Below are 22885 nucleotides of genomic sequence, written 5' to 3' on the forward strand. Positions count from 1 at the left end.
CGCCGGCCATGCCGACCCTTGTGCCCCTGCCCAGTAGTCGTTTAAGGAGGCGAGCATGCAACCACAAAAAGAGCGGATCACCGAGACTGCCCTGCTGGAGATGGCCAACAAGATCATTCGTGAACACGAGGACTTCATCCACGGCATGCGCGCCGACTCGGTGGAGCAGAAGGGGGACATTCTGGTGTTCAAGGGGGAGTTCTTCCTGGCAGAGGACGGCACCCCGACCGGCAAGACCATGGCGGTGTTCAACATGTTCAAGCTGCTGGCCCAGCAGCTCTCCGGCAAATACACCCTGGCCTGACGCCAGCCCCGTCATCACCGGATGCCGCCCTCAGGCGGCATCCGTTTTTGTGCGCCCTGCATCGCCCGCAGGTTTGCCGGCCTCGGCCACCACGCAGTTGCGACCCGCCATCTTGGCCATGTAGAGGCACTCGTCCGCCCGGTTGAGCAGATCCTCCACCCCCTCGCCACGCTGGGCCAGGGTCAGACCGATGCTCACCGTCACCTCCAGCAGCTCGTCGGAGGTGGGGCTTTTCACCAACCTCGCCTCCACCGCGACCCGCAGCCGCTCCGCCACCCGCTTGGCTTGTGCCAGATCCGTGCAACCGGGCAACAGGATGGCAAACTCCTCCCCGCCGTAACGCCCGAGCACCATGCCGGGCTCCAGTTGTTCCGACAGGGTGGCCGCCACCTCCTTGAGCACCGCATCCCCCGCCAGATGGCCGAAGGTGTCGTTGATGCGCTTGAAGCGGTCCAGATCCAGCAGCAGCACCGCGAAGGGAGCCTGTTTGCGGATCATGGCGGCCCTCGCCTTCTCGAGCTGCTTCATCAGCAGGCGGCGGTTCATCATGCCGGTCAGCTCGTCCGTGGTGGATTCCCGATAGAGTTGCAGCAGCATGTTGAGCTGGCCGCACTGCACCCAGGCGCTGGCGATGGCAAAGAGCCCCAGCAGCCAGACCTGATTGAGGGTCTGCACGCTCCAAAGAGGCTGGCCCACCAGCAACCAGTTGCCCGCCAGCATGGTGGCCAGAATGCCCCCCGCCAGTTGCAGGCTGAGGGAGAGGGGAATGGGGAAGATGGCGAACAGGCTGATGAGCAGATAGGGGAAGGCCATGTAGCCCGCCTGCATCTCCTGATCCGCGCCGAAGCTGTGCAGGCAGATGAGGGAGAAGAGCATCATCACCGCCATCAGGTAGCCCAGCGCCAGCTTCATGCGCTCGCGCTTGAAGTGGATGAGATAGGAGAGGGGGATGAGGGGCGAGAGGGCCAGCAGGCAGAAGATCCTGACCTGGAACAGCGCCTCGAACTGGATGGCTGGCAGGGTCAGCCAGTCCACCAGGGCCCAGCTCGGGAGCCCCGCCATCAGCAGACAGGTGAGCAGCCGCAGCCGCACCGTCATGAAGCCCATCCGGGTCAGGGTAAAATCTTCGGAGTGGGCGCGGGCACTCCAGAACTCCGACAGCTTCAGCATCCAGAGTCTCCATCTTCGAACCGAGGGCTCATTCTACACCGTCCCCATCCTGATGCATCAGCCTCCCTCCCCTTTGTGAGGGATCGGTCTCACACAAACCGGCGGATCTTAATCGCCACAGGAAAACGTTTCAACCCATCGAGAAATAAACGAGTTTGCGCTCAATTAGCGCTGGAAAGCGCGATACCAATCACTAAAATAGCGCCCAATTTTCTCCCATCCCCCCACACATTCGAGGTATTTATGGAACAGGCTGCCGCCCCAAGCGCCATCCGAGAGGCCCATCCCCCCAGGCGAGCCCACAGCGAACTGGTCTACGGCATCGAGGATGTCCCCCCCCTGCCCCAGACCCTGTTCGCCGCCCTGCAGCATATGCTCGCCATGTTTGTCGCCATCATCACCCCGCCCCTCATCATCGCCAACGCCCTCGGCCTCCCTGCCGATGACACCCGCTACATCGTCTCCATGTCCCTGGTCATGTCCGGCATCGCCTCCTTCATCCAGACCCGCCGTTTCGGCCCCCTCGGTTCCGGCCTGCTCTCGGTACAGGGCACCAGCTTCAACTTCCTCGGTCCCATCATCGCCTCCGGCCTCGCCCTCAAGCAGGCGGCCATGCCCACCGACGATCTGCTGGGCACCCTGTTCGGCACCATGCTGGCAGCGGCCCTCACCATCGTCGTCATGAGCCGCTTCCTGCACCTGGTCAAACGGATCATCACCCCGCTGGTGACCGGCATCGTGGTATTGCTCATCGGCCTGACCCTCATCAAGGTAGGGCTCATCAGCATGGGGGGCGGCTACGGCGCCCTGGCGGACGGCAGCTTCGCCAGCCACACCAACCTCTTTCTCTCCCTGCTGGTGCTCGGCCTCATCGTGCTGATGCAGCGCAGTCGCAACCCCTGGCTGCGCCTCTCCGCCATCATGATCGCCATGCTGGCGGGCTATGCGGTGGCGCTGCTGCTGGGCAAGGTGGCAGTCCCCACCTTCGACGGCCCGCTGCTGATGGTGCCTGTTCCGCTGCACTACGGACTCGGCTTTGACTGGCAGCTGTTCGTGCCGCTCGCCATCATCTTCGTGGTGACGGCGCTCGAGGCCATCGGCGACATGACCGCCACTTCCGACATCTCCGGCGAGCCGCTGGAAGGGCCGGTCTACATGGCGCGGATCAAGGGGGGCGTGCTGGCCGATGGCGCCAACTCCATGCTGGCGGCGGTCTTCTCCACCTTCCCCATGTCCACCTTCGCCCAGAACAACGGCGTCATCCAGCTGACCGGGGTGGCCAGCCGCCATGTCGGCCTCTTCATCGCCGCCATGCTGGCCCTGCTCGGCCTGTTCCCGGCGGTGGCGAGCCTGGTGCAACAAATACCTGAACCCGTGCTCGGCGGCGCTACCATCGTCATGTTCGGCACCATCGCCGCCGCCGGGGTGCGCATCATCTCCCGCGAGGAGCTGGACCGCCGCGCCCTGATGATCCTGGCGGTGTCGCTCGCCATGGGCCTCGGAGTGGCCCAGGTGCCCGAGGTGCTGCAACACCTGCCGGAGCTGGCCAGGAGCGTGCTCTCCTACGGCGTCGCCACCGGCGGCCTCACCGCCATCCTGCTCAATCTGCTGCTGCCCAGGCGCGCCGCCGCACAGGCCTGACACTCCGCCATCCTTGCACCAAAGCCCCGCCATGCGGGGCTTTACCTTGTTTGCCCCCGCGCGTACTGTGCTTGGCAGCCTCTGCCAAAGGATGCCTTTCATGCCTTATACCCTGCTGCCCTCGCCGCCCGCCCACCAGACACCCGACCAGATCCTGGCCGAGGAGCAGCGCTGGCTGCGGGAGTGCGCCGGTGACGGCGAGCCCAGGGCCCTCCTCTGGCAGGGCCCCCAATGCCTCATCGTCACCCGCAAGGACACCCGTTTGCCCCGCTACCAGGCCGCCTGCGAGCAGCTGGCCGCCGAGGACTGGCCGGTGTTCGTGCGCGACAGCGGCGGCACCGCCGTGCCCCACGGCGCCGGCATCCTCAACCTCTCCCTCATGCTGCCCCGCACCACCACGGATCTGGCCCACTACTACCGGCTGCTGGGGGCGCCCCTGCTCGCCCTGCTGGAGGAACACGGTCTTGCGGGCAGCTACGACTTCGTGCCCGGCTCGTTTTGCGACGGCCAGTACAACCTGGTGATCGGGGGGCGCAAGGTGACCGGCACCGCCCAGCGCTGGCTGGCGCCGGGCCGGGATCACGACGGCGCCGTGCTGGCCCAGGCCATGCTGCTGGTGGCGGGGGATGTGGACGAGGGCACCCGGATGGCGAGCCGCTTCTACGAACTGGCCGGGGGCGAGCTGCGCTTTGCTCCGGGCACCTCCACCACCCTGGCCCACGCCATTGGCTGGCAGGGGGATGAGGCGGCCCTGGTGAGCCGGGTGAGCAGGGCGCTGGCGCAGCGGCTCACCGGAGATATTCCCTCCCCCTGACCCCCTGGGGGCAACAAGCGCCGCCATTCATTGCGTAAAATGCAAAAAAGCCACGATGAGCGTCGTGGCTTTTGCGTATTTCGCACAGATATTGTCAGAGGAGCCGGGATCAAGCCCCGGGTTTTGCCATCCCAGCCCGGATCCCGGTTGACACCATGGACAGGGGCCAGGTGACAGGACTTCCCGCAGGCCCGCTTCTCATCAGGCCGTCTGCGGCTCGGGCTCGGACTCCGCATCCCGGTCCCGGCTGAAGTAGGCGCGGGTCTCGGCAATCACCACGTGGCGCAGGCCGATGAGGCCGATGAGGTTGGGCACCGCCATCAGGCCGTTGACGATGTCGGCCAAGAGCCAGATCAGGTCCAGATGGAGGAAGGCACCGCTCGCCACCAGCACCAGATAGATGAGGCGGTAGGGTTTGATCGCCTTGACCCCGAACAGGTACTCGGTGCAGCGCTCGCCGTAGTAGTTCCAGCCAAGGATGGTGGTAAAGGCGAAGAACAACAGGCCGATGCTCACCAGATACTGGCCGACGTGGGCATCGAGCCCCTGGGCAAAGGCCAGACTGGTCATGGCCGCGCCGCTCACATCGCCGCTCCACACCCCGGTGACCACCAGGGTCAGGCCGGTCATGGTGCAGATGATGATGGTGTCGATGAAGGTACCGGTCATGGAGACCAGCCCCTGCTCCACACACGAATCGGTCTTGGCCGCCGCCGCCGCGATGGGGGCCGAACCCAGGCCCGACTCGTTGGAGAAGACCCCGCGCGCCACCCCGGACTGGATCGCCAGCATGATGCCGGCACCGACGAAGCCGCCGGTGGCCGCATGGCCGGTGAAGGCGCTTCCGATCACCAGCATGACCGCATCGGGCAGGGCGCCTGCATTGTTCACCAGCACCCCGGCACAGGCGACGATGTAGAAGATGGCCATGAAGGGCACCACCTTGCTCGACACGCTGGAGATGGACTGGATACCCCCCAGGGTCACCAGCGCCACGATCAGGGTCAGCACCACGGCGGTCACTTCACGGGGTACCGAGAAGGAGAGGCTCATGGCATCACTGATGGCGTTGACCTGGGGGAAGGTACCGATGCCGAAGAAGGCGACGCCGATGCCGAACAGGGCAAACAGCTTGGCGAGCGGCCTGGAGCCGAGCCCCTTCTCCAGATAGTACATGGGGCCACCCGCCATCTGGCCGTTGGCGTCCTGCTGGCGATATTTGACCGCCAGCAGGCACTCGGCGTACTTGGTGGCCATGCCGAACAGGGCGGCCATCCACATCCAGAACAGGGCGCCGGGGCCGCCGAGCTTGATGGCGGTGGCAACCCCGACGATGTTGCCGGTGCCGATGGTGGCGGAGAGGGCGGTGCACAGGGCACCAAAGCTGGAGACATCCCCCTGCTTGCCCTGCCCCTGATCGCGGCCAAAGACCAGCTTGAGGGCCAGCGGCAAACGCACGATCTGAAGCAGACCCAATCGCCAGGTGAGATAGATACCGGTCCCGACCAGCAGGATCAGCAGGGGGGGACCCCAGATAAAGCTATCGATGGCGGCGAGCGCCGATTGAATTGATGACATGCATCCTCCTTAAAAAACAACGATTAAGGAGGAGAAGGATGATCTTCCCATAGGTGTCGCGATCGGCCAGAGGCGATCGGATGCGGGCCAAAAACGTGTTCACACTCTTGCTGCGAGGCCGTGATCAAGGCTCATGCGCTGCTCGAAAGCCTCATGTATTTACATACACTCCGGTTCCTGCGCTGCTCTTTACCTTGCTGACGACCTCTCGTTACAGACCGTGAACAGTTCCAAGCTCAGGTACAACCATCCCATCCCCTCTGTCCTTTTGCCTGAGAGTTTCCGGCGCCAGATTGCGATGCAATCACGGTGCCTTGCTCCTTCGGCGCCCGATTCAACGGGTCTCTCCAGAGTATCGTCCAGTAGCAGTCCACACCGGTTGCCCGGTACCTGAAAGATTCACTTCTTCGGTGGATGGTTGCCCATCGCTCTCCTGCTACCTTCATCCGAACTAGTTTGGATCAGGAAGCGGGCATGGTAATCCAAAAAATGTGAGCTGTCTCGCACTCCCTGGCCCCGGCGCCCCCCTTTTTACCTGGCCGCAACCCCCGGGCCTGATGTTATTAGTTCGTTAACTATCAACAGCTTATCAAGCTCCCTTCGGAGGAGCTCCCCATCACGGCCCTGATCGCTCCCCGTATCAAGAGCCTGTTTCGTCTCGACCAGAAAAACTTGCCGACATATCCAATCAAAATGCTTGCACACAAACTCAATAAGCCGATAATCCCGCGCATAACTAAGCACTTCGCAAGGGAGTTATGCAATGTGCCTGGTGGGTCCCTCCGGACCGCTCGCCTGAGCCGGCCGTCGCCGGTTCAATCGCATATGGCTTGGGCATATCACGCCCCCTAAGGACTATCAAAAGAGAATGAACGAGACCCTGGTCGCACAAGATTACCGTCAGTTGGTTGAACAATTCGGCTCCCCCCTGCTGCTGCTCGACAAGGCAGCCGTCCGCAAACAGTATCGGGCCCTGGCGGCCGCCCTGCCCGATGTACGATTGCACTATGCACTCAAGCCCCTGCCCCACGAGGCGGTGGTCTCTGTCTTGAAGGAAGAGGGGGCCTGTTTCGACCTGGCCACCAATGGCGAAGTGGATCTGGTGCGCAGCCAAGGGGTTCGCCCGGGACGCTGCATCCATACCCATCCCATCAAGCGCGACAGCGACATCCGTTATGCCCTGGAATTCGGCTGCACCGTGTTTGTCTATGACAACCCGCTGGAGCTGGAAAAGTTCCTGCCCTACAAGGATGAAGTGAAACTGCTGCTGCGGGTCAGCTTCCCGAACCCCGAGACCAAGGTCGATCTTTCCAAGAAGTTCGGCTGCACCCCGGAGCAGGCACTGCCGTTGCTGCAACTGGCCCAGGCCAAGGGGATCAAGGTGATGGGGCTGTCGTTCCACGTCGGCTCCCAGGTGCCCCACGCCCGTCGCCACGTGCAGGCCATCGACGCCTGCCGCGAGATCATGGAGCAGGCCTGGGAGCTCGGGCTCAAGCCCTGGGTGCTGGATATCGGCGGCGGCTTCCCGGTGGACTATGACGGCGGCGAGTTCGACATCGACGGTTTCTGCGCCCCGATCCGCGAGGCCCTGGCCAAGCTGCCCGCCACGGTGCAGAAGATTGCCGAGCCGGGCCGCTTCATCAGCGCGCCGGCCATGACCTCGGTCTCCAGCGTGATGGGCAAGGCCCACCGCGGCGACAAGATCTGGTACTACCTGGATGACGGTCTCTACGGCAGCTACAACGGCCAGCTCTACGACCACGTCACCTACCCGGTGAGCACGCCCTATGCCCACGGCGAACTGCACAATGCAGTGCTCTCCGGCCCCACCTGCGACAGCGTGGACGTCATCCGCGACAGCATCATGCTGCCGGATCTCGAGATCGGCGAGCTGGTGGTGGGTCGGGTGATGGGGGCCTACACCTGGGCCTCCGCCTCCACCTTCAACTTCTTCCCCAAGGCGAGCATCCTGATCCTTGACAGCGCCCAGAAGCAGAAGCTGGTTGCCGTGGCCTGAGACCAGGACCCGCGCACAAAAAAGAGGGGACGCCGCGGCGTCCCCTCTTTCATTTCATCGTCAGACTAGATGAACTGGCTCGTCAGCAGCCAGCCTGTGTAGGCGACGAAGCAGGCGAGCAGCACGCCCCCCTCCAGCCGGTTGATGCGCCCCTGCCCCTTGCGGCCCAGACACATCACCAGCAGCAACAGGGTCAGCCCCATCATGATGCTCCAGTCGCGGGAAAGCACTTCGGGCGCCACCTCGAGCGGGTGGATGCCAGCGGCGATGCCCACCACGGCCAGGGTGTTGAACAGGTTGGAACCCAGCACGTTGCCAAGGGCCAGATCGTGCTCGTTCTTGCGAATGGCGATGAGGGACGATGCCAGCTCCGGCAGGGAGGTCCCCACCGCGACTATGGTCAGGCCAATCACCAGATCGCTGATGCCAAAACCCTGGGCGATGGTCACCGCCCCCCACACCAGCAGACGGGAAGCCCCGATCAGCAGCACCAGGCCGACGATGAGCCAGAGGATGGCGCTCTTGAGAGACATCCCCTCGGAGACGATGTCCTCCTCGGTATCCGTATCCAGCGCATCCCCCTTGCCGTTCATGCCGGCCCAGATGGACCAGCCCATCAGCACTGCGAACACGGCCCCCAGAATGGCGGCATCCATCCGGCCCAGATTGCCATCGATGAGCAGGGCGCCGGAGAGCAGGGTGATGCCGAGCAGGATGGGGATCTCCTTGCGCACCACCTGGGAGGCGACGGCAATGGGGCTGATCAGGGCGGTCAGACCCAGGATCAGGGCAATATTGGTGATGTTGGAGCCATAGGCATTGCCGAGCGCGAGCCCGGGATTGCCCTGGGAGGCCGCCAGCGCGGAGACCACCATCTCGGGGGCCGAGGTACCAAAACCGATGATCACCATGCCGATCAGCAGCGGCGGCATACCGGCGTAACGGGCGGTGGCGGCGGCGCCGTCCACGAACTTGTCGGCACTCCAGACCAGCAACGCCAGTCCGGCAATCAGGGCAACAAAAGCCAGGGTCATATTGTTCTATCTCATCCACGGCAAACACGAGAGCCAGGCAAGTTGCCTGGCTCCATCCAAACGCGGCCTCAGTGTAACGGGGCCGCTTGCTATTTCAAGGTGTAATCAAACACCGATTAATCTTTCACAGCGCCGCCAGCAGGCTCTGGGCATCCGACACCTCGAACTTGCCCGGCGCCTCCACGAAGAGCCGCTCCACCACACCGTCGTTGGCGATGAGGGCAAAACGCTGGGCCCGCACGCCGCCGAAGGCCCCGGTCTCCTTGGCCAGACCCAGTGCCCGGGTCCAGCTGCCGTCGCCGTCCGCCAGCATGGTGATGTCAGAGGCGTTCTGTGCCTCCTGCCACGCCTTCATCACGAAGGCGTCGTTGACCGACAGACAGCACAGTTCCACTCCCTTGGCCTTGAACTCATCGGCCAGGACCACATAGCCCGGCAGGTGAGCGTTGGAGCAGGTGGGGGTGAAGGCGCCGGGCACCGCAAAGAGCACCACCCGCTTGTCGGCAAACAGGGCCCGGGTATCCTTCACCTGCTTGCCCTCGGCGGTGATAAAGGTAAATTCCCCTGCGGGCAGGGATTGACCGACCGTGATCATGATGACGCATCCTTCTGTGGTTCAAAGAGGCCCAGTCTACCCCATTCCACCAGAAGGCGAAGGGGTCCATCGAGCAGCAACAAAGCGATTGGGGAGCGAACGCCTGTCGCCCCTATTTCTGGCCTGATGGCAGGCGCCTTGCCTGCCAGGTGGCGATGGCGAGCAGGGAGTCGGGCGTGAACTCGCCCGCCCGATCGGCTATCTCGCCCAGGCTCATCCAGTGCACCTCGCTCACCTCTTCGGCCTGCAGTTGCAGCGGCCCCTGATAGTGACAACTGAACAGGCCGCCCCAGACCCGGTAGCGGCTGCCGCTCGCCTCCCCTTCGGCATAGAAGGTGCCGTAATCCTGCAGGGGCACGTCGCGGATCCCAAGCTCCTCGGCCAGCTCACGCCGGGCGGAAAGGGCCATGGCCTCCCCCGTGGTCACCACGCCACCGGCGCAGGCATCCAGCATGCCGGGGCAAAAATCCTTGCTCGGGGTGCGCCGCTGCACCAGGATGCGCTCAGCCTCATCCAGCACCAGGATGTAGCTGGCACGATGGCGCAGGTTTTCCTGACGCACCCTGGCGCGCTCGGCCACCCCGATCACCCTGTCCTGCTCGTCTACTATGTCCACCCACTCCACGTGCGGCACCTTTGTCATGTCTGCAATGGCCGCAGTATATCGGGCCCCGGACCCGGACTCTCACTACTTTTTCAACGCCGGGGCTGCACGCCAGTCGATCACAAGACAGATTCATACAAATCTTTATCAAGTGTCACATCAGTGTCACGGTCCGTCGGCATAGTGTGCCCTGTCCAAACAACAGGGTCTCTTGCCATGAAGGTGTTCAAGCAGTGGTCTCCCCGTCGAATTGCTCGCTATATCAAGAGCTTCCATCATGGAAGTTTCATGGTTGAAGCACTGGGGCGGTTTGAGTTTCAAGGGGGGATCATCGATGTGAAGCCGTTGAGCTGTCATCAGGCGCTGAGCCTGGCCCGGCAGATCAACCTGGCCGTGCGCGATCTGCGCACCACCACCCTGTTGCCGGGCTGACATACTCCTGTCTGTCGTCGACTTCCATGTACACATTTGCCCGCCGCTCATTCGAGCGTGCGGGCTGTTTTTCTGAAGGTTGTGCCCTGCCTCAGTGCTGCAGGATCTGGGAGAGGAAGAGCTTGGTCCGATCGGACTGGGGGTTGTCAAAGAACTGATCCGGCACGTTCTCTTCGATGATTTGCCCCCGGTCCATGAAGATCACCCTGTCCGCCACCTGCTTGGCAAACCCCATCTCGTGGGTGACGCAGAGCATGGTCATCCCCTCGTGGGCCAGCTCCACCATCACATCCAGCACCTCCCGCACCATCTCGGGATCCAGCGCAGACGTCGGCTCGTCAAACAGCATGACCTGGGGATTCATGCACAGACTGCGGGCGATGGCGACCCGCTGCTGCTGGCCACCGGAGAGCTGCCCCGGGTACTTGAGCGCCTGCTCGGGGATCCGCACCCGGCGCAGGAAGTTCATGGCGATCTCCTCGGCCTCCTTGCGCGGCAACTGCTTTACCCAGATGGGCGCCAGGCAACAGTTCTCCAGCACGGTCAGATGGGGGAAGAGGTTGAAGTGCTGGAACACCATGCCCACCTCCCGGCGCACCGTCTCAATGTTCTTGAGATCCGAGGTCAGGGCCGTGCCCTTGACCAGGATGTCTCCGCTCTGGTGCTCTTCCAGCCGGTTGATGCAGCGGATCATGGTGGACTTGCCCGACCCCGATGGTCCGCAGATGACGATCTTCTCCCCTCTGCCCACCTGCAGGTTGATGTTGCGCAGCACGTGAAACTCACCGTACCACTTGTTGACCTCTTTCAGTTCGACAACTGCGTCCGTTTTCATATCAGAACGACTCCTAATGCTTGTGGCCCGTGTTGAGTTTGCGCTCCAGATAGATGGAGTAGCGGGACATGCCAAAACAGAACATCCAGAAGATCATGGCGATAAAGACATAAGCTTCGGTGGAATACCCCAGCCAGGCCGGATCCGCCAGGGCCACCTTGGAGATGGCCAGCAGATCGAACAGCCCGATGATCAGCACCAGGCTGGTGTCCTTGAACAGGGAAATAAAGGTGTTCACCAGGGAAGGAATGGTGATCTTGAGGGCCTGGGGCATGATGATGAGGCCCATCACCTTCCAGTAGGAGAGCCCGAGGGCATCCCCCGCCTCATATTGCCCCTTGGGGATCGCCTGCAGCCCCCCTCTCACCACCTCGGCCACATAGGCCGCCTGGAACAGGATGATGCCGATGAGCGCCCGCAGCAGCTTGTCGAGCTCCACCTCGGTACTCATGAACAGTGGCAGCATGACGGACGCCATGAAGAGCACAGTAATGAGCGGCACCGCCCGCCAGAACTCGATGTAGACGGTACAGAGGCTGGAGATGACCGGCATGTGGGAGCGACGCCCCAGTGCCAGCAGGATGCCGAACGGCAGTGCTACGACTATGCCCACCACCGCCAGCACCAGGGTGAGCATCAGCCCGCCCCAGCGGTTCGTTTCCACCACCTCCAGCCCCGCTCCCCCATGGATGAGGAAGAAGGCGATGACAGGGAACACCAGCAGGGTGAAGAGCGCCAGCCACCCCTTGCGCGGGGTCTTTGGCCAGATGAGCAGGGCCAGCAGCGCCGCCAGACCGGCGAAGGTCAGGTTGATGCGCCAGTACTGATCAGCCGGGTAGAAGCCATAGAGATACTGCCCCAGCCGGCTCTCGATGAAGATCCAGCAGGCACCGCCCTGGACGCAGGCCTCGCGGCTGCTCCCCTGCCAGGTGGCCGAGAACAGCGCCCAGTCCAGTGCAGACCAGATGAGTGGCAGCAACAGATAGGCCAGCACCAGGGTCAGCAGGCCGTTCCACCAGTTGGGGAAAAGGTTCTGCCTGATCCAGGCGAGCGGCCCCCGACGGTGGTTGGGAGGCGGCAGCGCCTCCTGCAATTCATTCACGAACATGACAGCTCCCTAGCGCTCAACCAGCGTCATTCTGCGGTTGTAGATGTTCATCAGCACCGAGGTGGTGATACTGATGACGAGATAGACCCCCATGGTCATGGCGATGACCTCGATGGCCTGCCCTGTCTGGTTGAGAGTCGTCCCCATGAACACCGAGACCAGATCCGGGTAGCCGATGGCGGTCGCCAGGGAGGAGTTCTTGGTGAGGTTCAGATACTGACTGGTCAAGGGAGGAATGATGACCCGCATGGCCTGGGGAATGATCACCAGCCGCAGCGTCTTGGTGGGCGAGAGCCCGAGGGCGGAAGCCGCCTCCGTCTGCCCCTTGCTGATGGCCAGGATGCCGGATCGCACTATCTCGGCGATGAAGGCCGCCGTATAGATGGTGAGCGCCAGCAAGAGGGCCGCGAGCTCCGGCAGCACCGTCAGCCCCCCCCGGAAGTTGAACCCTTGCAGCGCAGGCACGCTCCAGCTGAGCGGGCTGCCCGCCAGCAGGAAGGTGATCCCCGGGAGCAGCATGACCAGGGCGGCCACACAGCGCCAGAACGGGAAGATCCTGCCGGTCAGGGCCTGACGGCGGCGAGCCCAGCGGCCCAGCCCCCAGCTCAGCAGCACCGCGAGCACCAGTGCCCAGAGCACGTAGCCGAATCCCTCTTCGAACAGGGGCTTGGGCAGATAGAAGCCCCGCACGTTGAGGAAGGCGAGCCCGCCTATATCCACGCTCTGACGCGGGGAAGGCAGGGTACGCAGCACCGAGAAGTACCAGAAGAAGATCTGCAGCAGCAGCGGGATGTTGCGAAACGTCTCTATGTAGACGGCCGCTATCTTGGCCACCAGCCAGTTGCGCGACAGGCGCGCGACCCCGAGTGCGAACCCGAGCAGGGTGGCAAACAGGATGCCGAGCACGGAGACCAGCAGGGTGTTGAGCAAGCCCACCACGAAGGTGCGACCGAAGGTGTAGGTCTCGTCGTAGGGGATGAGGCTCTGCAAGATGCCGAAACCGGCCGTGTTGCCCAGAAAATCAAAGCCTGTGGTGATGCCACGGGTGGCCAGATTGGTCAGGGCATTGTTGACGATGTAGAACAGAAACCCGATAACCGCCGCGATGGCCAGGCACTGGAAGAGCAGCGCCCGCACCTTGGCGTCATACCACCAGCGGCCCTGTTCTTTCCTATGGTTTGATGCGTGTAACGCCATGAGGATGACTCCGACAAAGCCAGGGATAACATGGGGGGCCAGGCCCCCCGGTGACTGTCGACTCAGCGGATGGGTGGCGCGTACATCAGACCGCCCTTGTTCCAGAGGGCATTGATGCCGCGATCAATCTTGAGGGGGGAGCCGGCACCGACGTTGCGATCGAAGGATTCACCGTAGTTGCCGACCTGTTTGACGATGTTGTAGGCCCATTTGTCATCCAGCCCCAGCACAGTCCCTTTGGGCTCTTCCAGCCCCAGCAGGCGACGGATGTCAGGATTGGTGGACTTGAGCATCTCGTCCACGTTGGCACTGGTGACCCCGGCCTCCTCGGCATTGAGCATGGCGTTGAGGCTCCAGCGCACCACCTTGAACCACTGATCGTCACCCTGACGCACGGCTGGGCCCAGCGGCTCCTTGGAGATGACCTCCGGCAGCACCACGGCTTCCTCTGGCTTGGTGAGCTTGATCTTGAGGGCATAGAGCTGGGACTGATCCGAGGTCAGCACGTCACAGCGGCCGGCTTCGAAGCCCTTGACGGTTTGATCCGAGGTATCGAACACCACTGGGGTGTACTTCATGCCGCCATTGGCGCGGAAATAGTCAGCCAGGTTGAGCTCGGTGGTGGTGCCGGACTGGATACAGACGGCGGCACCGTCAAGCTCCTTGGCGCTCTTGACCCCGAGGGACTGCTTGACCAGGAACCCCTGCCCGTCGTAGTAGTTCACCCCGGCGAACGTGAGGCCCAGCGACCCATCCCGGGTCAGGGTCCAGGTGGTATTGCGCGAGAGCAGATCCACTTCCCCGGACTGCAGGGCGGTAAAGCGCTCCTTGGCGGTGAGGGAGACGTACTTGACCTTGCTGGCGTCCCCCAGTACCGCGGCGGCCACGGCGCGGCACACGTCCACGTCGAGCCCGGTCCAGGTTCCCTTGGCATCCGGGTTGGAGAACCCGGGCAGGCCGTCACCGACCCCGCACTGAACGAATCCCTTCTTCTTGACGGCATCCAGCGTACCGTCCGCCCACGCATTGGCTGCCATCAGCGACAGCGCCATCACCATACCTGCCTTGTGTATCTGCTTCATGTCACTCTTCCCTGTGGTTTGATTCGAACAGGCATCAAAATCTAGCGAGATGCCATCGTTTCCCTGCTTTTTGGCAGCTTATCCAGCCGCAGAAAAACCTGTCAATCGGTGCAATCCGGCCCAACCATGGTGCAACAGAACAAAATATCTAAACGGGGGAATATGCACTCTCAGAATCAAAAGTAGACCCTTATTTGCCAAATAGCCTGCTGCTTAAAACCCTTCTTGGCATGAGGATTATTTTTCGAAAATAAATCGGCTGCACCGCATTGGGGCAGCCATTTCTGCTGACAACTGACTCATCAGATTCGGTTTTATGCCAAAAGCACCAGAGTGAGGCAGCATGACCCCATATGGAAAAATGGCGATAACAGGCAGGGAAAAGCAACAGAAAGGAGGTAAAAGGCGGGGAAATAGCGACCTTATCTCCCGCAGGCTGGGCTTCAGAAAACCAGGAGGTCATCCTCCCCGTGGACCATCCGCAATGTCGGTGATGACGCCGTTTTCGACGGTGACAAACTGCATGAATTCCCGCTTGCCGAAGTTGTAGGTCCAGCGTTCGGCATACTTGACCGTCACTCTCGCCCCGAAGCCGTTCTCCTCGAAGCGGGTGAGATCTTCCTTGAGCATCGGCTGGCCGCAGCGAACCAGCAGCTCTGCCGTGGTGTCTCCCTCGGTCAGCAAGGCGTTCTTGCAACGCAGGGTACCTGCCTGCACAGGCAAGGCCGCCACCAGCAACAACCACAGAACAGGTTTCATTTTGCACTCCATTTGAACAGCATGGTTCCCAGCGAGATGCACACCAGGGCGAACACCATGACCTGGCCCAGAGGGCCTGCCACCTCCAGCCATCCCGCCCCTTCCAGCATCACGGCGCGGGCTGCTTCGATGATCTGGCTGAGGGGCAGCCTGGCCGCAAGCTGCTGCAGCCAGGCGGGCGCGCCTTCCAGCGAGAACCAGACACCGGATAAAAACATCATGGGCAAGCTGATGAGATTGAGCAAACCGCTCGCCAGCTCCTCGTTCTGCAGGCGAGCGGCGATGAGCAGGCCAAGGGAGGCCATGGCCGTTCCTCCCGCCAGGGCGATCACCAGCAGCAGCCACCCCGACCCGATGAGGGGCACATCCAGCAGCCAGTAGGCCGCGCAGAAGACCAGCAGGCTCACCACCAGGGTGATCAGCACCCGTGACAGCAACTGGGCGAAGAGAAACTCCAGCGCGCCGAGCGGCGTGGCTCGCAGCCGTTTCAGCACCCCGTTCTTGCGATAACGCACGATGACAAACCCGACCCCGAACAGGCCGGAGAACATCAGGTTCATGCCGATCACCCCGGGCAGCAGCCAGTCGCCGTAGCGGATGGCGCGCCCGCTCAGGGACTCTCTTTGCAAGGGCTCCTGCACCGCCTGGCGCAGCAGATACTCGGCCATGGCCCCCTGAGGGGCGTCCGGGTTTATCCAGTAACGCCCCCCGGCGGGTGAGAGCAGCAGGTCCAGCTGATGGTGACGGACCTTGAGCTGGCCTCTCGACGCCTCGTCATAGGGGATGATCTTGAGCAGCGGCACGGCGCGCAGCGGGGCATAGGTTGCGGGCAGTTCCCCCACCACCCCGATCTGCACCAGCGGTTTGGGCGGGCCGGAGAAGATGAGGGAGAAGCCGATGACCAGCAGGAGCGGGAAAAGCAGGTTCCACACCAGGGCCGCGCGATCGCGTACGAACTCGAGGGTGCGGGCATAGAAGAGCGCCCCGATGCGCTTGAGGGATCCCTTCATCGTCCACTCCCGGGATTACATGTCGGCAAGGCGTACCACAGCCCGGAGGCCACGGTCAGACAGAACTCGGTCATCCCTCTCATGCGCCGCTCCGCAGGCTGTGGCCGGTCAGGTTCAGGAAGAGATCTTCCAGATTGGGGGAGCGCACCTGCATGCCGGTGAGCGGCACACCAAGATCCAGCAAGGCTGGCAGCAGGGTCGCCACGTCGGGGCAACAGAGCTCCACCTGATCGCCTACCGGACGCAGGGGATAGCCGAGCCCAGCCAGGGCCGGGTGCCCCCCAAGGCGCACCAGCACGCCATCGAAGTGTTGCGCCAGCAAGGCCGCCGGCGTATCCAGACTGAGCAGGTGGCCGTGATCGACGATGGCAATCAAATCGCACAGTTGCTGCGCTTCGTCCATGTAGTGGGTGGTGAGCACCACCGTCTTGCCCTGGGCCTTGATCGCCTCTATTCGCTGCCAGAAGTGGTGGCGCGCCTGGGGATCCAGTCCTGTGGTGGGCTCATCCAGAAACAGCAGTTCGGGATCCCCGAGCAGGGCCAGAGCCAGCAGCAGGCGCTGACGCTGGCCCCCCGAGAGCTTGCGACTGTCCCTGTCGATGAACTCGCCCAAGGCGCACAGATCGATGAGCAGCTCCCGTGGCAAGGGATTGGGGTAGAGGCTGGCGAACAGGCGCAGGGTATCGCGCACCGTCAGGAAATCCTGCAGCGCCGTGTGCTGGAACTGGATGCCGATGCGGGAGCGATAATCCGGGCCGCGCGGGGCGCCGTGAAACAGGATCTGGCCGCTGTCCGGGGTGAGGATCCCCTCCAGCAGCTCGATGGTCGTGGTCTTGCCCGCCCCGTTCGGGCCGAGCAGGCCGAAACAACTGCCGGCGGGAATGGCAAAGCTGAGCCCGTCCACCGCTTTGACGCCGGGGAAGTGCTTGACGAGATCGACGACCTCGATGATGGCTGCCATGGCGTGTCTCCCTCACATGGCCGGAATGGACGACGCTCTGACTATATCCAAATCCCCGCCGAAGGCACATGGCCCGTTTGGGCGGTCCAAAAACAAACGGCGACCTCAGGGTCGCCGTTTGCATCACGCCAGCCGGATCACAGGATGTCCAGCAGCTCCACTTCGAATACCAGAGCGGAGTACGGCGGGATGGAGCCGGCGCCACGGGCACCGTAGGCCAGATCCTGCGGAATGTAGAGCTTCCACTTGGAGCCAACCGGCATCATCTGCAGCGCTTCCACCCAACCGGCGATCACGCCGGTCACCGGGAACTCGGCCGGTTGGCCGCGCGCAACGGAGCTGTCGAACACGCCACCGTGGGTGAATGTACCGTGGTAGTGCACGCGCACGGACTGACCGGCAACCGGCACGGCGCCATTGCCTTCGACCATGACTTCATATTGCAGACCGGAGTCGGTGGTCTTCACTTCGGCGCGCTTGGCGTTGTCGGCCAGGAAGGCTTCGCCTTCGGCGGCAGCTGCCTTGGCGGCAGCTTCCTGCTCTTCCTGCATGCGGGCGGTGATGACCTGGAAGGCATCGTTGATATCGTCACGGCTGACCGCGAACTCCAGGCCGTTCAGGGCATCTGCCAGACCTTGTTGCAGGGCCGGGATATCCAGACCGGCGAAGGCTTGCTGAGCCAGTTGGTCGCCCATGTTGCGGCCGATGCCGTAGCTGGCCTTCTGTTCGATAGAATCGTATTGGGACATTGAGAGGTTGCTCCGGGTCCTGATGGTAAAAGAGACGGGATGATAACAGACTTTTTTGCACCGTGCTGCCAAGACGCCCCTCAATTGCCCGCCGGTGGGAGACGCCTCACATCGGCCCCCTCATCCCCGCCCCTTCTCCCGCAAGGGGAGAAGGGAGCAAAACAGAGCACCATACCGCCGCACGGCCTGTATCAGGTCCTGTCCAGCAACGCCCGCACCGCTGCGACCTTGGCGCCGTCGGTGATGTTGACCCGGCCATCGTCCGAGGTGCCCATGTTGTCGTCACAGAGAGAGGCACCATGGCGCCGCACGGCCTGTATCAGGCCCTGTCCAGCAACGCCCGCACCGCTGCGACCTTGGCGCCGTCGGTGATGTTGACCCGGCCATCGTCCGAGGTGCCCATGTTGACGTCAAAGAGAGAGGCACCATGGCGCCGCACGGCCTGTATCAGGCCCTGTCCAGCAACGCCATCACCGCCGCGACCTTGGCGCCGTCTGTGATATTGACCCGGCCATCGTCCGAGATGCCCATATTGACGTCACAGAGAGCAGCACCATGGAGTCGCACGGTTTGTATCAGGCCCTATCCAACAGAGCCCGCACCGCCGCGACCTTGGCGCCGTCGGTGATGTTGACCCGGCCGTCGTCCGAGGTGCCCATGTTGACACCATGGGGCACCATGCCGCCGCGCCAGCCCATGCCGGACATGTGTACTTCATTGACGCCGGTGAATTCGATGATGGTGCGCACGTTGTCGGCGTTGACCCCGGCCCCCGACATCAGGCTGGCCCGTCCCGCCATCGCCTGGTGCATGGCCTGCAGGGTTTCGAGCCCCGCCAGCGCGGTCGGCGCATGGCCGGAGCTCAGAATGCGCTCGCAACCCGCCGCGACGATCGTCTCGAGATCCAACCGCCAGTCGGAGGAGAGATCGATGGCCCGGTGGAAGGTGACGCCAAGCGGCCCCGCCGCCTCGACCAGTTGCCGGAGCTTGCCTTCGGGTACCCGTCCATCTTCATCCAGCAGACCGACCACCACCCCTTGCAGGCCGGCGGCACGGACGGCGGCGATATCCTGCAACATGATGTCGAACTCCCCCTCGCCAAAACAGAAATCCCCGGCACGGGGCCGGATCATGGCGTAGACGGGGATGGTGGCGTGGCGCGCCACCTGCTGCATGAAACCATAGGAGGGAGTGAGACCGCCCAGCCCCAGCGCAGAGCAGAGCTCGATGCGATCGGCGCCGGCCGCCTGGGCGGTGAACAGGGATTCGAGGTTGTCGATACAGATTTCAAGACGGGTCATGATGACTCCTTGTTCGGGGAGATCAGACCCTCTGTCCGATCTCACAGATTGAGCAGGGCTGCACCGCGCACACCGCCGGCACCACCGAATCGGGCCTCGCGGATCGCCGGCAGGGCGACACCGGGCAGCAGGTGACCGGGCAGACGTTTGGGCAGCTCCTCATAGAGGGCTGGCAGGGCGCTCAGGCCGCCCCCCAGCACCACCACATCGGGATCAATCACCGAGATGGCGGTGGCGAGGCCGGCGGCGATGATCTCGAGCCAGCAGTCGATGGTCGAGAGGGCCGCCGCCTCACGGGCATCGGCACGGGCGACAATCTGGTGGCCGCTCACCCGTTCCCCATGAACATGGTGGTATAGCCGCTCCAGGCCCGTGCCCGACGCATAGGTTTCGAAACAGACCAGGCGCCCGCAGCCACAGCGGGGACGGGGCAAATCCGGGTATTTCATCAGGATGGTGGCGGGCAGCGGGTAGTGACCTATCTCCCCCGCCAGCCAGTTGCGCCCCTGGATGAGCTTGCCCGCCAGGTAGACGGCGCCGCCGATGCCGGTGCCTATGGTGACGCCGAGGGCGCTGCCAGCACCGTCTGCGGCCCCCTGATGCACTTCCGACCAGAGGAAACAGTTGGCGTCATTGTCGACCTTGACCGGTCGGCCCAGCAGTTCGGCCAGATCCGCCCCCAGATGGCGGCCATGGATGGCGGGCAGGTTGGCCGCCACTATGCTCCCGTCGAGGCGATTGAGGATCCCCGGAAACCCGATGCCGACAACCCCTTTCACCCCGAAGCGCGCATCCGCCGCCTCGACCCGCTCGCGGATCAGCTGCTGCAACCCTTCGTAATCATTGCCGGGAGTGCTCATGCGCTCCTCGTGACAGAGATTCAAGGCGCCGTCATACACAGCGAACGCTATCTTGGTGCCGCCAATGTCAAATCCGTAGTACATGCCACACTCCCTTGCGGTGGACCCGGCCACCTCAGTCTGTCCAGATGGGGCACATTGTATTAATTCGCAAAAAAAATAAAGTGACCGAGGGCGAAAAACGGGAGCCAGCTCAAAGCAAACGGAACATTTGTCGTTGTTGGCAAGGTTGTCCGAGGCTCATCAGGGTGCGCTCCTGACCGTCGAACATGAAGCCGCGGCGCAGGTAGAATCCCTCGCCGATGTGATTGCCATCCAGCAGCCAGAGCCTGACGCACTCGCAACCGGCCCGGCGCATCTGCACCGCCACCGCCTGCCACAGCCGTTTGCCATGACCCTGACGCCAGTGATCGGGATGAAGGTAGAGCGCCCGGATCCGCGCCGTCATCAAGCCTTCCTCCAGGGAGGGCTGCCAGTAGAGCAGGCCGATGACCACGTCGTCCTGGCAGACCAGCATGGGAACGGGACCTGGCTCGGCGAGCCGGTGTCGCCAGATCTGCAAGTGGTCGGTCACCGCCAGCTGGGCCAGCATGTCGGCCCCCAGCACCTCCCCGTAGGCCGCCAGCCAGCTCGCCCGCTGCATCACCGTCATGGCGGCGGCATCGGCGGGACGCGCCAGGCGCAGGCTTACGCCTTGCACTGGGGAACCAGCCCTGATGCTTTCGCCTGCTGGTACAGGGGCTGCACTTCGGCCTGCTGGGCCTGCAGGTTGGCGATCCGGCTCTGGTCGCTGGGGTGGGTGGAGAGCAACTGGGGCGGTGCCTTGCCACCGGAGGCGGCGCTCATGTTCTGCCACAGGGTGACGGCTTCGGCCGGGTTGAACCCGGCGCGGGCCATCAGCTCGAGACCGAGCCGGTCCGCCTCGCTCTCCTGGGTTCTGCCATAAGGCAGGGCTATCCCCACCTGGACCCCGAGGCCCAGGGCGGCCATGGTGGCAGCGCCCCCGAGGCTGTCGCTGCTGCCGATGGCGGCGTCCGCCACCGCCAGCCCGATACCGGTCAATTGATCCCGGGAGAGGCGCTCGTTGGAGTGCTGGGCCAGCACGTGGGTCAGCTCGTGACCGATGACGGTGGCGAGCTGGTCCTGATTCTTGGCGACTTTCAGCAGGCCGCTGTAAACGCCTATCTTGCCGCCGGGCAGGGCGAAGGCGTTGATCTCCTTGGAGTCGAACACCACCACTTCCCAGCTGGTGATGCCATAGCTGGCAGGCACCTGGGCGGTCACCGCCTTGGCCACGCAGCCCACATAGGCATTCATCCTGGCATCCGTGCTCACCTTCTCCTGCTGCTTCATCTGGGTGAAGGAGTCGGCGCCCAGCTGGTTCATCTGCTGGGGGGAGAAGAGCAGCATCTGGTTGCGACCGGTCGGTGACTGGGCGCAGCCGGCCAGCAGGGCGCTGCACAAGGCCGTCAGGGCCAGTCTGGAGAGGGAAGATGCGCGCATGAGAGGGTCCTTTGCCGTGAAGTTGCCCTATTCTCGGAAATGCCGCCGCCCGGCGCAAGCCGGGCGCTGCGCCCTGCGACCAAAAAGATCCTGGGGCGCACCAATGAAAACGAGCCCGCATGGGGCTCGTTTTTCTGCAAGGGCATGTTCTGTTACATGATGCCCAGCTTCTTCAGGTCGGCCTGAACCACCTTGGCCGGGACCGGCACATAGCCGTCCTTGGCAACGATGGTCTGGCCCGCCTTGGAGAGCATCATCTTCACAAACTCCTGCTCCATCGGGGAGAGCGGCTTGTTCGGATGCTTGTTCACGTAGACGTACAGGAAGCGCGACAGCGGGTACTTGCCGGTGATGGCGTTGTCGGAGTTCGCCTCGATGAAGGTCTTGCCATCCTTGGAGAGCGGAACGGCGCGCACCCCGGAGGTGACGTAGCCGATACCGGAGTAGCCGATGCCGTTCAGGGAGGAGGAGACGGACTGTACCACGGAGGCGGAGCCCGGCTGCTCGTTCACGCCGCTCTTGAAGTCACCGTTGCACAGGGCGTGTTCCTTGAAGTAACCGTAGGTACCGGACACGGAGTTGCGACCGAACAGTTGCAGATCCTTGCCGGACCAGCTGCCGTCCAGACCCAGATCAGACCACTTGGTGGCCGCCTTGGCTTCGCCGCACTTGAGGGTGCTGGAGAAGATGGCGTCGATCTGCGACATGGTCAGCCCCTTGATGGGGTTGTCCTTGTTGACGAACACGGCCAGGGCATCGACGGCGACGCGGATGGCGGTCGGCTTGTAGCCGTAGCGCTTCTCGAATGCCTCCTCTTCACCGGCCTTCATGGCGCGGCTCATGGGGCCAAACTGGGCGACGCCCTCGGTCAGGGCAGTCGGTGCGGTGGAAGAACCGGCGGCCTGGATCTGCACGTTGACGTTGGGATACATGCGCTTAAATTCTTCGGCCCACAGGGTCATCATGTTGGCCAGGGTGTCCGAGCCGACAGAGGACAGGTTGCCCGAGATGCCGCTGGTCGGTGTGTATTCCGGCAGGTCTTTATCCACACCGGCAGCCAGAGCGCTGACAGAAAACAGGGTTGCTGCGGTGAATCCGATGACACCAGCCAGTTTGTTGAGTTTCATCCAATCTCTCCAAGTCCAAGGTTGCAGAAGGCAATCGTCAGGTTGACGTATAAACGTGGTTGACACCCGATCGCAATGATCCGCGGGCCAGCACCACTCCTTCTCCAGTGTTACAGAAGGTCCGTTCTTTAAGACGGCGCCAGTATCTGGCCTGGCAGTGACAAATTTATGGAATTTATATGACACTTTGATGACATGGGCCGA

The 22885-nt window shown here is 63.0% G+C and carries 23 protein-coding genes, 3 pseudogenes and 1 riboswitch; of the genes and pseudogenes, 5 read left to right on the forward strand and 21 right to left on the reverse strand.

Translation table 11 applies throughout. The features are described 5' to 3' along the window. Positions 1-55: 55 nt before the first annotated feature. Positions 56-304 carry a YciN family protein gene (locus AB5Y59_RS11995; RefSeq protein WP_010673495.1) on the forward strand — a complete coding sequence of 83 codons (249 nt, stop codon included), beginning with the start codon at positions 56-58 and terminating at the stop codon, positions 302-304. Positions 305-334: 30 nt separating this feature from the next. Here AB5Y59_RS11995 and AB5Y59_RS12000 read toward each other — a convergent pair whose 3' ends face one another. Beyond that, positions 335-1474, reverse strand: coding sequence for a diguanylate cyclase (locus AB5Y59_RS12000; protein ID WP_010673494.1), 1140 nt, complete (start codon positions 1472-1474; stop codon positions 335-337). A 243-nt stretch (positions 1475-1717) separates the two neighbouring features. On the opposite strand from AB5Y59_RS12000, the gene AB5Y59_RS12005 reads away from it, so the two are divergent. Together AB5Y59_RS12005 and AB5Y59_RS12010 are read left to right on the forward strand one after the other, a co-directional pair. Beyond that, entirely contained in the window at positions 1718-3115 is a 1398-nt protein-coding gene (locus AB5Y59_RS12005; protein WP_128272630.1) for a nucleobase:cation symporter-2 family protein, read from the forward strand. Positions 3116-3215: 100 nt separating this feature from the next. Further along, entirely contained in the window at positions 3216-3929 is a 714-nt protein-coding gene (locus AB5Y59_RS12010; RefSeq protein WP_124812863.1) for a protein ligase, read from the forward strand. 201 nt (positions 3930-4130) lie between these two features. On the opposite strand, the gene AB5Y59_RS12015 is transcribed toward AB5Y59_RS12010, so the two are convergent. Then, entirely contained in the window at positions 4131-5507 is a 1377-nt protein-coding gene (locus AB5Y59_RS12015) for a sodium:alanine symporter family protein (protein WP_124812861.1), read from the reverse strand. A gap of 250 nt (positions 5508-5757) precedes the next feature. Next, positions 5758-5868, reverse strand: a riboswitch (glycine riboswitch). 507 nt (positions 5869-6375) lie between these two features. Between AB5Y59_RS12015 and AB5Y59_RS12020 the strand changes: the two genes are divergently transcribed. After that, on the forward strand, positions 6376-7524 hold the full coding sequence (locus tag AB5Y59_RS12020; RefSeq protein WP_010673490.1) for a type III PLP-dependent enzyme: 1149 nt from the start codon (positions 6376-6378) through the stop codon (positions 7522-7524). Positions 7525-7589: 65 nt separating this feature from the next. Here the strand turns inward: AB5Y59_RS12020 and AB5Y59_RS12025 are convergent, their stop codons facing one another. From AB5Y59_RS12025 to yfcD, 3 genes are all read right to left on the reverse strand, one after another. Then, positions 7590-8558: a calcium/sodium antiporter gene (locus tag AB5Y59_RS12025; protein WP_010673489.1), complete on the reverse strand. Its 969-nt coding sequence runs from the start codon at positions 8556-8558 to the stop codon at positions 7590-7592. A gap of 124 nt (positions 8559-8682) precedes the next feature. After that, positions 8683-9153, reverse strand: coding sequence for a peroxiredoxin (locus AB5Y59_RS12030; RefSeq protein WP_124812857.1), 471 nt, complete (start codon positions 9151-9153; stop codon positions 8683-8685). Positions 9154-9265: 112 nt separating this feature from the next. Next, positions 9266-9796, reverse strand: coding sequence for an NUDIX hydrolase YfcD (gene yfcD / locus AB5Y59_RS12035; RefSeq protein WP_080769921.1), 531 nt, complete (start codon positions 9794-9796; stop codon positions 9266-9268). 177 nt (positions 9797-9973) lie between these two features. Between yfcD and AB5Y59_RS12040 the strand changes: the two genes are divergently transcribed. Continuing rightward, complete coding sequence (locus tag AB5Y59_RS12040; protein ID WP_010673486.1) at positions 9974-10189, forward strand: DUF1107 family protein; 216 nt, start codon at positions 9974-9976, stop codon at positions 10187-10189. A 91-nt stretch (positions 10190-10280) separates the two neighbouring features. Here the strand turns inward: AB5Y59_RS12040 and AB5Y59_RS12045 are convergent, their stop codons facing one another. The 16 genes and pseudogenes from AB5Y59_RS12045 to AB5Y59_RS12120 all read right to left on the reverse strand — a co-directional run bounded on the left by AB5Y59_RS12045 (position 10281) and on the right by AB5Y59_RS12120 (position 22681). Beyond that, complete coding sequence (locus AB5Y59_RS12045) at positions 10281-11024, reverse strand: amino acid ABC transporter ATP-binding protein (RefSeq protein WP_010673485.1); 744 nt, start codon at positions 11022-11024, stop codon at positions 10281-10283. Positions 11025-11037: 13 nt separating this feature from the next. Beyond that, positions 11038-12132, reverse strand: coding sequence for an amino acid ABC transporter permease (locus AB5Y59_RS12050; protein WP_010673484.1), 1095 nt, complete (start codon positions 12130-12132; stop codon positions 11038-11040). 9 nt (positions 12133-12141) lie between these two features. Further along, entirely contained in the window at positions 12142-13329 is a 1188-nt protein-coding gene (locus AB5Y59_RS12055; protein WP_048208147.1) for an amino acid ABC transporter permease, read from the reverse strand. 62 nt (positions 13330-13391) lie between these two features. Continuing rightward, positions 13392-14411 (reverse strand): amino acid ABC transporter substrate-binding protein, encoded by a 1020-nt coding sequence (locus AB5Y59_RS12060; RefSeq protein ID WP_010673482.1) that lies wholly within the window; start codon positions 14409-14411, stop codon positions 13392-13394. Between the two features lie 459 nt (positions 14412-14870). Further along, complete coding sequence (locus AB5Y59_RS12065) at positions 14871-15182, reverse strand: DUF2845 domain-containing protein (RefSeq protein ID WP_029313965.1); 312 nt, start codon at positions 15180-15182, stop codon at positions 14871-14873. After that, positions 15167-16180, reverse strand: a complete 1014-nt coding sequence (locus AB5Y59_RS12070; protein WP_263308899.1) for an ABC transporter permease — start codon at positions 16178-16180, stop codon at positions 15167-15169. The genes AB5Y59_RS12065 and AB5Y59_RS12070 overlap by 16 nt, the downstream gene beginning before the upstream one ends. A 79-nt stretch (positions 16181-16259) precedes the next feature. Next, positions 16260-17141: an ABC transporter ATP-binding protein gene (locus AB5Y59_RS12075; protein WP_042015023.1), complete on the reverse strand. Its 882-nt coding sequence runs from the start codon at positions 17139-17141 to the stop codon at positions 16260-16262. Between the two features lie 137 nt (positions 17142-17278). Continuing rightward, on the reverse strand, positions 17279-17890 hold the full coding sequence (locus AB5Y59_RS12080; RefSeq protein WP_010673478.1) for an FKBP-type peptidyl-prolyl cis-trans isomerase: 612 nt from the start codon (positions 17888-17890) through the stop codon (positions 17279-17281). A gap of 191 nt (positions 17891-18081) precedes the next feature. Then, a pseudogene (locus tag AB5Y59_RS12085) lies at positions 18082-18168 on the reverse strand (copper homeostasis protein CutC); the annotation flags it as partial. 41 nt (positions 18169-18209) lie between these two features. Further along, positions 18210-18299: pseudogene (locus tag AB5Y59_RS12090) on the reverse strand (copper homeostasis protein CutC); the annotation flags it as partial. A gap of 38 nt (positions 18300-18337) precedes the next feature. Beyond that, positions 18338-18427, reverse strand: a pseudogene (locus AB5Y59_RS12095) (copper homeostasis protein CutC); the annotation flags it as partial. Positions 18428-18465: 38 nt separating this feature from the next. Beyond that, positions 18466-19191: a copper homeostasis protein CutC gene (locus tag AB5Y59_RS12100; protein ID WP_368212034.1), complete on the reverse strand. Its 726-nt coding sequence runs from the start codon at positions 19189-19191 to the stop codon at positions 18466-18468. 41 nt (positions 19192-19232) lie between these two features. Further along, the gene (locus AB5Y59_RS12105) at positions 19233-20135 is read right to left on the reverse strand and encodes an ROK family protein (RefSeq protein WP_041214715.1); all 903 of its coding nucleotides are present in this window, start codon (positions 20133-20135) and stop codon (positions 19233-19235) included. 109 nt (positions 20136-20244) lie between these two features. After that, on the reverse strand, positions 20245-20751 hold the full coding sequence (locus AB5Y59_RS12110; RefSeq protein WP_039039287.1) for a GNAT family N-acetyltransferase: 507 nt from the start codon (positions 20749-20751) through the stop codon (positions 20245-20247). Further along, complete coding sequence (locus AB5Y59_RS12115) at positions 20739-21554, reverse strand: M48 family metallopeptidase (RefSeq protein WP_010673474.1); 816 nt, start codon at positions 21552-21554, stop codon at positions 20739-20741. Before AB5Y59_RS12115 ends, AB5Y59_RS12110 begins: the two co-directional genes overlap by 13 nt. Positions 21555-21706: 152 nt before the next feature. Beyond that, the gene (locus tag AB5Y59_RS12120) at positions 21707-22681 is read right to left on the reverse strand and encodes a PstS family phosphate ABC transporter substrate-binding protein (protein WP_010673473.1); all 975 of its coding nucleotides are present in this window, start codon (positions 22679-22681) and stop codon (positions 21707-21709) included. Positions 22682-22885 lie beyond the last annotated feature (204 nt).

Origin of the sequence: Aeromonas sp. s10 (genome assembly GCF_040907975.1) — a bacterium.
GTDB lineage: Bacteria > Pseudomonadota > Gammaproteobacteria > Enterobacterales > Aeromonadaceae > Aeromonas > Aeromonas caviae.

What these genes read in the sequence shown, in the direction of transcription:
- AB5Y59_RS12080 (WP_010673478.1), bottom strand. Translation starts at nt 17,890, where the DNA reads ATGTCCCAATACGATTCTATCGAACAGAAGGCCAGCTACGGCATCGGC.
- AB5Y59_RS12020 (WP_010673490.1), top strand. Translation starts at nt 6,376, where the DNA reads ATGAACGAGACCCTGGTCGCACAAGATTACCGTCAGTTGGTTGAACAA.
- AB5Y59_RS12070 (WP_263308899.1), bottom strand. Translation starts at nt 16,180, where the DNA reads ATGAAGGGATCCCTCAAGCGCATCGGGGCGCTCTTCTATGCCCGCACC.
- AB5Y59_RS12115 (WP_010673474.1), bottom strand. Translation starts at nt 21,554, where the DNA reads ATGCGCGCATCTTCCCTCTCCAGACTGGCCCTGACGGCCTTGTGCAGC.
- AB5Y59_RS12025 (WP_010673489.1), bottom strand. Translation starts at nt 8,558, where the DNA reads ATGACCCTGGCTTTTGTTGCCCTGATTGCCGGACTGGCGTTGCTGGTC.
- AB5Y59_RS12010 (WP_124812863.1), top strand. Translation starts at nt 3,216, where the DNA reads ATGCCTTATACCCTGCTGCCCTCGCCGCCCGCCCACCAGACACCCGAC.
- AB5Y59_RS12060 (WP_010673482.1), bottom strand. Translation starts at nt 14,411, where the DNA reads ATGAAGCAGATACACAAGGCAGGTATGGTGATGGCGCTGTCGCTGATG.
- AB5Y59_RS12005 (WP_128272630.1), top strand. Translation starts at nt 1,718, where the DNA reads ATGGAACAGGCTGCCGCCCCAAGCGCCATCCGAGAGGCCCATCCCCCC.
- AB5Y59_RS12015 (WP_124812861.1), bottom strand. Translation starts at nt 5,507, where the DNA reads ATGTCATCAATTCAATCGGCGCTCGCCGCCATCGATAGCTTTATCTGG.
- AB5Y59_RS12050 (WP_010673484.1), bottom strand. Translation starts at nt 12,132, where the DNA reads ATGTTCGTGAATGAATTGCAGGAGGCGCTGCCGCCTCCCAACCACCGT.
- AB5Y59_RS12055 (WP_048208147.1), bottom strand. Translation starts at nt 13,329, where the DNA reads ATGGCGTTACACGCATCAAACCATAGGAAAGAACAGGGCCGCTGGTGG.
- AB5Y59_RS11995 (WP_010673495.1), top strand. Translation starts at nt 56, where the DNA reads ATGCAACCACAAAAAGAGCGGATCACCGAGACTGCCCTGCTGGAGATG.
- AB5Y59_RS12105 (WP_041214715.1), bottom strand. Translation starts at nt 20,135, where the DNA reads ATGTACTACGGATTTGACATTGGCGGCACCAAGATAGCGTTCGCTGTG.
- AB5Y59_RS12065 (WP_029313965.1), bottom strand. Translation starts at nt 15,182, where the DNA reads ATGGAGTGCAAAATGAAACCTGTTCTGTGGTTGTTGCTGGTGGCGGCC.
- AB5Y59_RS12000 (WP_010673494.1), bottom strand. Translation starts at nt 1,474, where the DNA reads ATGCTGAAGCTGTCGGAGTTCTGGAGTGCCCGCGCCCACTCCGAAGAT.
- AB5Y59_RS12045 (WP_010673485.1), bottom strand. Translation starts at nt 11,024, where the DNA reads ATGAAAACGGACGCAGTTGTCGAACTGAAAGAGGTCAACAAGTGGTAC.
- AB5Y59_RS12100 (WP_368212034.1), bottom strand. Translation starts at nt 19,191, where the DNA reads ATGACCCGTCTTGAAATCTGTATCGACAACCTCGAATCCCTGTTCACC.
- AB5Y59_RS12040 (WP_010673486.1), top strand. Translation starts at nt 9,974, where the DNA reads ATGAAGGTGTTCAAGCAGTGGTCTCCCCGTCGAATTGCTCGCTATATC.
- yfcD (WP_080769921.1), bottom strand. Translation starts at nt 9,796, where the DNA reads ATGACAAAGGTGCCGCACGTGGAGTGGGTGGACATAGTAGACGAGCAG.
- AB5Y59_RS12030 (WP_124812857.1), bottom strand. Translation starts at nt 9,153, where the DNA reads ATGATCACGGTCGGTCAATCCCTGCCCGCAGGGGAATTTACCTTTATC.
- AB5Y59_RS12120 (WP_010673473.1), bottom strand. Translation starts at nt 22,681, where the DNA reads ATGAAACTCAACAAACTGGCTGGTGTCATCGGATTCACCGCAGCAACC.
- AB5Y59_RS12075 (WP_042015023.1), bottom strand. Translation starts at nt 17,141, where the DNA reads ATGGCAGCCATCATCGAGGTCGTCGATCTCGTCAAGCACTTCCCCGGC.